The following is a 578-nucleotide window of genomic DNA, read 5'->3' as shown; positions in this document are numbered from 1 at the left end:
GTGGTACTGGCGCCGTCTGACTTACGTCAGGCACTGGCGCAGCATCTGGCTGAATATATGCTGCCCGGCGCTTTTGTGATGCTGGAAACCTTCCCGCTGACCCCTAACGGCAAGCTTGACCGTAAAGCCCTGCCCGCCCCTGACCAGTCAGCGGTTGTTACACGTGGCTATGCGGTCCCGGTGGGTGAACTGGAAACTACACTGGCACAGATTTGGCAAAACCTGCTGGGGCTGGAACGCGTCGGCCGTTATGACCACTTCTTCGAACTCGGCGGTCACTCGCTGATGGTGGTCAGCCTGATTGAACAACTGCGTAATGCCGGCTGGCTGCTTGATGTACGTACGGTTTTTTCCGCTCCAGTACTCACTGACATGGCCCAGGCTATTCAGGCCAATCAGGGGGAACCGGCCTTTATTGTGCCGCCTAACCGGATTCCTGAAGGTTGCACAGCGATTACGCCGGAGATGCTGTCACTGGTAACCCTGTCTCAGGCGGAAATCGACACGGTTGTCAACACGGTGGCGGGCGGCGCTGCCAACGTGCAGGATATTTATCCGCTGGCACCGCTACAGGAAGG

General features: G+C 58.0%; 1 protein-coding gene. It reads left to right on the top strand.

What is annotated here, in order from left to right:
• The coding region (locus AAC147_RS07645; protein ID WP_047686241.1) for a phosphopantetheine-binding protein at positions 1-578 on the top strand (578 nt) is incomplete at both ends.

Source organism: Xenorhabdus sp. NBAII XenSa04, from assembly GCF_963866145.1.
GTDB lineage: Bacteria > Pseudomonadota > Gammaproteobacteria > Enterobacterales > Enterobacteriaceae > Xenorhabdus > Xenorhabdus indica.
This window is presented reverse-complemented; position numbering and strand designations above follow the sequence as displayed.